At 72.4% G+C, this 7579-nt stretch carries 6 protein-coding genes; 5 read left to right on the plus strand and 1 reads right to left on the minus strand.

Going from position 1 to position 7579, the window contains the following annotated elements; translation table 11 throughout:
• Nucleotides 1-231: 231 nt before the first annotated feature.
• The gene (locus tag ACFVIM_RS30330; protein ID WP_384308049.1) at nucleotides 232-1755 is read right to left on the minus strand and encodes an LVIVD repeat-containing protein; all 1524 of its coding nucleotides are present in this window, start codon (nucleotides 1753-1755) and stop codon (nucleotides 232-234) included.
• Nucleotides 1756-1965: 210 nt separating this feature from the next.
• Here ACFVIM_RS30330 and ACFVIM_RS30335 point away from each other — a divergent pair, with 210 nt between their 5' ends.
• The 5 genes from ACFVIM_RS30335 (at nucleotide 1966) to ACFVIM_RS30355 (ending at nucleotide 7525) form a co-directional block, all read left to right on the plus strand.
• The gene (locus ACFVIM_RS30335; protein ID WP_384308052.1) at nucleotides 1966-2670 is read left to right on the plus strand and encodes a DUF305 domain-containing protein; all 705 of its coding nucleotides are present in this window, start codon (nucleotides 1966-1968) and stop codon (nucleotides 2668-2670) included.
• Between the two features lie 238 nt (nucleotides 2671-2908).
• A complete protein-coding gene (locus ACFVIM_RS30340; protein ID WP_384308055.1) occupies nucleotides 2909-4261 on the plus strand; it encodes an FAD-dependent oxidoreductase in 1353 nt (450 codons plus the stop codon).
• A gap of 322 nt (nucleotides 4262-4583) precedes the next feature.
• Nucleotides 4584-5261, plus strand: a complete 678-nt coding sequence (locus tag ACFVIM_RS30345) for a uracil-DNA glycosylase (protein ID WP_384308058.1) — start codon at nucleotides 4584-4586, stop codon at nucleotides 5259-5261.
• Complete coding sequence (locus ACFVIM_RS30350) at nucleotides 5246-6349, plus strand: N-acetylglucosamine kinase (RefSeq protein ID WP_384308061.1); 1104 nt, start codon at nucleotides 5246-5248, stop codon at nucleotides 6347-6349. The genes ACFVIM_RS30345 and ACFVIM_RS30350 overlap by 16 nt, the downstream gene beginning before the upstream one ends.
• 243 nt (nucleotides 6350-6592) lie before the next feature.
• The gene (locus ACFVIM_RS30355; RefSeq protein ID WP_384308063.1) at nucleotides 6593-7525 is read left to right on the plus strand and encodes a sirohydrochlorin chelatase; all 933 of its coding nucleotides are present in this window, start codon (nucleotides 6593-6595) and stop codon (nucleotides 7523-7525) included.
• Nucleotides 7526-7579 lie beyond the last annotated feature (54 nt).

Consider the following 7579-nt stretch of genomic DNA (forward strand, 5'->3'; position numbering starts at 1 on the left):
GGCCATGGGGGCCTGCGGCCGGAACATGGCCGGGCCCGGCACGGGCGACGGGAACACCGCCACTCGTGTCCGAGCCCGGCCCAGCGTCCTCGGCGCGGACACCGGGACGCCGGTAACGACCTAGCCCGGAGCTCATGTCCCAGACCGCGGGCCGGACGTGTGCCATGGGTACGGAGGTTCAGGCGCTGAGACTCAGCCGCCGGAACCGGACGCCGGGATCAGAGGTGACGGTCAGTCGTCGTCGCCCTCGTCATCGTCGTCATCGTCGTCCCGGTCGAAGTAGTCCGGCTGGGTCTGCGCGTTGAGCTCGTCCAGCTTCACCCGCTTCGCCGGGTCGGTGCGCCGGTCGTTGATCTTCAGCACGTCCAGACCCTTGGCGATGTCGTTGGAGTAGACGAAGCCGTTGTAGTAGTACGACGACCACGGGCCCGCCGTGGTCACCCGGCTGGTGCTGACCGGGCCGCGCTCGAAGAAGCCGATCTCCTTCGGCTTGGCGGAGTTGGTGAAGTCCCAGACGGAGAGACCACCCTGGTACCAGGCCTGGACCATCAGGTCACGGCCCTTGACCGGGATCAGCGAGCCGTTGTGGGCGACGCAGACCTCGACGTCGGCCTGGTGGCGGTCGATCTTGAAGTAGCTGCGGAAGACGAGCTTGCGCTTGTCACCCTTGCCCACGATGTCGTAGATGCCGTTGGCACCGCGGTTGGGGCCGACCTTCTCGTTGCAGGTGGCCGAGCCGCCGCCGCCGAGCTCATCGGTGAAGACGATCTTGTTGGCCTTCTGGTTGAAGGTGGCGGAGTGCCAGAAAGCGAAGTTCACCGAGTCCTGGACCCGGTCGATGACCTTCGGACGCTCGGGGTCCTTGATGGAGAAGAGGATGCCGTCACCCATGCAGGCACCGGCGGCCAGGTCCTCGGAGGGGAGCACCGTGATGTCGTGGCAGCCCGAGGTCTTGGAGGCGACCGGGTTGGCCGGGTCGCCCGGGTAGCCACCGTCCGGGAAGAGGATCGGGAAGTCGATCACCTTCGCCTGCTCCGGGGCCTTGCGGGGCACCTTGACGATGGAGATGCCGTCGTGCGGCGGCTGGCAGTCCGGGAAGACCGCCTGGGGCCCGTAGGAGGAGACATAGACATAGACGTTGTCGCGGTCCGGCACGATGGTGTTGGTGTGCGAACCACAGGCGGTCTCGACAGCGGCAACGTACTTCGGGTTCCGCTTGTCGCTGATGTCGAAGATCTTGATGCCCTCCCACGATTCCTTGATCGTGGCGGACTGCGACTGGCTCTGGCAGGAGCTGTCGGTACGCGAGGAGTCGGTGGAGAGGATCAGCAGATCGCCCGAGACCGAGATGTCGTTCTGGCCGCCCGAGCACAGGACCTCGGAGACCGTCTTCGGCGCCCTCGGGTTGCTGATGTCGTAGATGGTGAAGCCGTCGAAGTTGCCGGCGTAGGCGTACGTGCCCTGGAACGAGATATCCGTGTTGAGGCTCTTCAACGCCCCCTTGGGGACGTTCACGAGATGTTCGATGTTGGGGCTTTTGACGATCTCGTCGACGCCGGGTATCCGGCCGCTCGCGATGGCGGACCGCGCCTGGGCCTCCTGGCCCGAGGTGACCGGCTTCGAGGTGACCTTCTCCCCGGGGTCGGGGGTGGCCGCCGCGGGGGCGGCCGTGAACAGAGCGGCGAACATCCCGGCCGCGGCGACTGCCACGCCCAGGTGTCTGCGCCGCTTACGCGGGGTGTGCAACAGGGTCACTCCGGCCTCCCTTGAATGCCCGTTCCTGGTTGAACGGTTCACGGACCCCGGCAGTATCGTCCTTTGCATGGACAGATCAAAAGATGGAAACAGAGCCGTAATGAAAGTTTTTGATCATCTCCGTAAATAAACGTGCTAGGACAGTCGTTGAGAGGTCGCCATGCGGGCGACAAAGAGCAGCGAACCGCCCATAGGGCGCAGGAGGTCTCCGTGGGGAACCGCAGCCGGAGCAGAGGGGCCGACCGGGCCCGGGCGGCGAGAAGGGGGCGGGTTTCGGTCATCGCCGGGGCGGTCGCCGCCGCCGTACTCGCCCTGGCCGCCTGTGAGTCGGAGCCCTCGTCCGCCCAGGGCAAGGCCGCCGAGGAGAAGGGCGCGACCGTGGTGGCACCGGGCCTGCCCGGCGAGAAAGCCAGCCGCATACCCGCCGACGAGGTCGCCGAGGCGCTGCCCGACGACACCCCCAACGCGGCGGACTTCGCCTACACCCAGATGATGATCGAGCACCACAAACAGGCGCTGACCATGACCGCGCTCGTCCCGTCGCGGGCGGGTGCCATCTCGGTCAAACGGCTGGCTGAGCGCGTCTCCGCGGCCCAGGGGCCCGAGATCGGCGGCATGGAGGGCTGGCTGGAAATCAACGCCAAGCACCGGCCCAAGGGCGGTGACCACCACGGTGATCACGCCCACGGCGCCATGCCCGGTATGGCGACCCCGGCCCAGCTGGCCCAGTTGCGCGCCGCCAAGGGAGCCGCCTTCGACGCGCTCTTCCTGAAGCTGATGATCACCCACCACGAGGGCGCGGTCACGATGGCCACCGAGGCGCTGACCAAGGGAAACAACGTCCGAGTCGAGGAGATGGCGAGCGAGGTGATCGCCCAGCAGTCGGCGGAGGTCGCCCGTATGCGCGCCCTGTGACGCCCCGGGGCCGGGGCCTGTCGTCCGGATCTCGCTGGGCCCGCGCGGGACGGGATCGCGACGGGCGCGGGAAGCGGAGAGGGCGCGGAAGCCACGAGGGGGCGGGAAGCGGAGGGGGCGCGGGAAGCCCTGAGGATGCGGCCACATCGGCCACGCGCCCCTCCATCTGCCCGCGCCGTCTCCCCAGCCCCGCGCGCCGGTGCCATGCTGGACTACCTCCGGTGGAAGGAGTGCAGCCGTGCTTCGCGTCGCCGTCGTCGGATCGGGCCCCAGTGGTGTCTACGCCGCCCAGGAGCTCGTCGCACAGGATCTGGTCCCGGGCGTCCAGGTCCATGTGCTGGACCGGCTCCCCTGCCCCTACGGACTCGTGCGCTACGGGGTCGCCCCCGACCACGAGAAGATCAAGTCCCTCCAGAACACCCTCCGCGCCGTGCTGGAGCACGAACGGATCTCCTTCGTCGGCAATGTCGAGGTCGGCCGCCATGGGCTGGCCCCCGACACGCTGCTGCGGCTCTACCACGCGGTGGTGTACTGCGTGGGCGCCGCACGGGACCGCAGACTGGGCATCCCCGGTGAGGATCTGCCGGGGAGCCACTCGGCCACCGACTTCGTCGCCTGGTACAGCGCCCACCCGGACGCCTCCGGCGACGCTTTCGCCCTCTCCGCACGCTCGGCCGTGGTGATCGGCGTCGGCAACGTCGCCGTGGACGTCGCCAGGATCCTGGCCCGGGGCGCGGACGAGCTGCGCCCCACCGACGTCCCCGAGGACGCGCTCGGCGCGCTGGCGCTGAGCCGGGTCCGCGATGTCCACATGATCGGCCGCCGGGGCCCCTCCCAGGCCAAGTTCACCACCAAGGAACTGCGGGAACTGGGCGCCCTGCCCTCGGCTGACGTCCTGGTCTCCCCCGCCGACCTCGCCCTCGATCCCGCCTACGCCTCCCGTGAGGTGGCGGCGGCCCTGCCCGGCCCCGCACGGCGCAATCTGGACGTGGTCCGGGGCTGGGCCGACGGCACCGCCGACCACGGCCGGGACCGCCGGATCCACGCCCGCTTCTTCCTGCGCCCGGTGGAGCTGCTCGCGGACGGCGGACGCGTCGGCGCCGTCCGCTTCGAGCGGACCGCCCCGGACGGTACCGGCGGGGTGCGGGGCACCGGGGAGTACGAGGACATCGAGGCCCAGCTCGTCCTGCGGGCCGTGGGCTACCGAGGGGTCCCGCTGGACGGCCTCCCCTTCGACGCCCGGCCGGGAACCGTGCCCCACACCGCCGGACGGGTGCTGCGCGACGGCGAGCCGTCCCCCGGCGAGTACGTCGCGGGGTGGATCAAGCGCGGACCCACCGGGGTGATCGGCACCAACCGTCCCTGCGCCAAGGAGACGGTGGCCTCCCTGCTGGCGGACGCGGACGCCCTGGCCGCCCGTACGGTGGCGGACGACCCCCTCGCCGAGCTGCGCTCCTCGGGCCACCGGCCGGTGCTGTGGTCCGGCTGGGAGTCGATCATGGCGGCGGAGTCGGCGCTGGGACTGGCCCTGGGCCGCCGCTCGGTCAAGATCCCCGACTGGGCGGGCCTGCTGGCCGCCGCGCACGGTTAGGGAGCCGCTGAGGGATCGGGCCGGGGCAGGCGGCGGGGGCCTGGGACGGGGGCACTCCTCCCGGGCACCCCTACCCGGGCCACGAGGCGCGGGGTGGGCGCCTCCGTACCGCCAGGCATCCGGGGGGTCTCGGCGACCCATGACAACGCTGGGGCACCCGGCCCCGCGCCCGGTCCCGGCCCGTTTCCGGCGGAGGACCCCGCCGGGCCGCGCCACGGCCCGCCCCCGCGCCCGGCGGAGATCGGCCAGGGCCGTCGGAGCGGCCCTCCGGCTGGTCCGGAAGCGGGGCCGGGCGTGCGCGTTGCCCCACTAGAGTGACGGCGTGACTGCGCGACCTTTGAAGGACATTGTCGAGCCGGGATGGGCGCACGCCCTGGAGCCGGTGGCCGGGCGAATCGCCGCGATGGGGGACTTCCTGCGGGCGGAGATCGCGGCGGGACGGACCTATCTCCCGGCCGGGGCGCACGTACTGCGCGCCTTCCAGCAGCCGTTCGACGAGGTGCGGGTGCTGATCGTCGGCCAGGACCCGTATCCGACACCGGGACACGCGGTGGGGCTCAGCTTCTCCGTGGCGCCCGAGGTGCGGCCCCTGCCCGGCAGCCTGGAGAACATCTTCCGCGAGATGCACGCCGATCTGGGCCACCCCCGCCCCTCCAGCGGTGATCTGACCCCCTGGACCCAGCAGGGCGTACTCCTGCTCAACCGGGCGCTCACCACCGCCCCCCGCAAGCCCGCCGCCCACCGGGGCAAGGGCTGGGAGGAGGTCACCGAGCAGGCCATCCGGGCGCTGGTGGCCCGGGGCACACCGCTGGTGTCGATCCTGTGGGGCCGCGACGCACGCAATCTGCGCCCGCTGCTGGGGCAGCTCCCGGCGGTCGAGTCGGCGCACCCCTCCCCCATGTCGGCCGATCGCGGCTTCTTCGGTTCGCGGCCGTTCAGCCGCGCCAATGACCTGCTGGCGCGTCAGGGAGCCCAGCCCGTCGAATGGAAACTGCCGTGACCGCTGCCCTGGTCCTCGGTGTGGACTCGGGCGGCTCGGGCCTGCGGGTCCGGCTCGCCCGGGTGGCGGTCGGCGCCGGGGAGCCCGCCACCGGTACGGAGCTGGGCACCCTTCAGTCCCGTACCCCCGTCCGTACCGGTGACGGCGGTATCGACGCGGACCATCTGCTGGAACTGCTGCTGCCGATGGCCCGCGGCCTGCTGGAGCGCGCCGGAGGCGGTGAACCGGCGGCGCTGGCCGTGGGAGCGGCCGGGATGGCGACGCTCGGCGCCCGGCTGCGGGCCGAGCTGCCGGGCGCTCTGGAGCGCTCCCTCGGCGTCCGCCGACTGGCGCTCGCCTCCGACTCCGTGACCGCGTACGCGGGCGCGCTCGGCCAGCGCCCCGGGGTCGTCGTGGCGGCGGGCACGGGTCTGATCGCGATGGGGACCGAGCTGACCCGCTGGCGGCGTGCCGATGGCTGGGGGCATCTGCTGGGTGACTGCGGTGGTGGCGCGTGGATCGGACGGGCCGGTCTGGAGGCGGCGCTGCGGGCCCATGACGGCCGGGCGGGCGGTTCGCCCGCGCTGCTCGCGGCCGTCGAGGAGCGGTTCGGATCGGCGCGTGAGGTGCCGGGAGCGCTCTATCCGCGCCAGGACCGGCCCGCCGTGCTGGCCGCTTTCGCCCCGTCAGTGGCGCGCTGCGCCGGGGCCGGTGACGCCGTGTCGACGGCGATCCTGGGCCGGGCTGCCGGTCATATCGCGGAGGCCGCCGAGGCGGTCTGTCCCAGGGACGAACCGGAGCGCGGCGCGGCCGCGGCGCCGGGCGGGGGTGGGTCGGCCGGGACCGCTGACGGTGTGGCGGTCGCGCTGACGGGCGGGCTGGTGAAGCTGGGCGAGCCCCTGCTCGTACCGCTGGAGGCGGAACTGACACGGCGGTTGCCGTCGGCGCGACGGGTCGCGGCGGCCGGGGATCCGCTGGCCGGGGCCGTCGTCGTGGCGGAAGCGCTGGCGACGGGCACGCTGCGGCTGCCCCGGGACCCGTTCCTGCTCCATCTCCCGGGGGAACCCGGCTCCCCTGTCGGCCCGGTCGGCCCTGTCGACGCGGAGTGATGTTCCCCGGGACCCGACCGAGGGCGGAGCCGGGGATTCCAGCAAAAACCGGGCTGCTTGCGGGGAGAGAAGAGGAAGCATCCGCTCCCCCTTGCGCCCGCTAGTGAACTCCCAGCAGAGCGGGGCAGATAAGACGGAACAGTACCCAGACAGACGATATCCGTCGGACAAACACGGACAGATAACGCCTGACCGCCCCCTCCCCGAACAGGGAGGCCGCCAAAGCCAGTAGCATGCGGCGCCATGAGCTCCCCCACTGGGCCCGCATCCGGCCTGCCCGTACGAATGCCGCGACCCCGCCAGTCCGGGCGGCACCGCCGCCCGGAACCCGTGGTCGCTCCCGAGGGCGCGCCCGCCCTCGTCCTCGCCGTGCCCGGGGCCATCGCGCCCACCACTCGGGGACTGGCCGAAGAGGTCATAAGCATCGCCCGTTCCGAGCTGCCGGGGCTCGATGTCGGCATCGGGTACCTGGAGGGCGACGACGCCGAGTTCCCCTCGCTTGAGGCCGTACTCACCCTCATCTCCGCCCGGCGCACCGAGCGGTACGAGATCGCCACCGCCGCGGGCCGTGAGGTCGAACCGCCGCGAGGGCCCGCCGCCGTGGTGGTGCCGCTGCTCGCCGGACCCGACGGCGCCGTCATGGAGCGGATCCGCGAGTCCGTGGCCCAGAGCCCCGGTGAGCCCGGGCTGGCGGGGGTCCTCGGTCCGCATCCGCTGCTCGCCGAGGCCCTGCACGTCCGCCTCTCGGAGGCGGGGCTCGCCCGCGCCGACCGGGCCCGGCTCTTCACCGTCGCCACCGCCGCCGACGGCATCGTCCTGACCACGGTCGGCGGCGAGGAGGCGGTGCAGGCCGCCGGGATCACCGGCATGCTGCTGGCCGCGCGGCTCGCGGTACCGGTGATGGCGGCGGCCCTGGACGCGGCGCCGAACGCGGAGGGTTCGGTCGCCACGGTCGCCGAGCGACTGCGGGAGTCCGGCTCGTCCCAGCTCGCGCTGGCGCCCTGTGTCATCGGGCCCGAACTGCCGGAGGGGCTGCTCGACGCCGCCGCCAAGGAAGCGGGCTGCGCCACGTCGGAGGTGCTGGGGGCGTACCCGGCGATCGGCAAGCTGGTGCTGTCGCAGTACACGACCACGCTCGGCATGACACCGCAGCCGCAGGGATCGCCCGCGCTGTGATCCCGGCCGCCGACGGCGGCCGGAACGGTACGCGAATGGCCCGCGCCCCTGAGG

This window comes from Streptomyces sp. NPDC057638, assembly GCF_042800315.1.
Classification (GTDB): Bacteria; Actinomycetota; Actinomycetes; order Streptomycetales; family Streptomycetaceae; genus Streptomyces.

What these genes read in the sequence shown, in the direction of transcription:
- ACFVIM_RS30350 (WP_384308061.1), top strand. Translation starts at nt 5,246, where the DNA reads ATGGAAACTGCCGTGACCGCTGCCCTGGTCCTCGGTGTGGACTCGGGC.
- ACFVIM_RS30355 (WP_384308063.1), top strand. Translation starts at nt 6,593, where the DNA reads ATGAGCTCCCCCACTGGGCCCGCATCCGGCCTGCCCGTACGAATGCCG.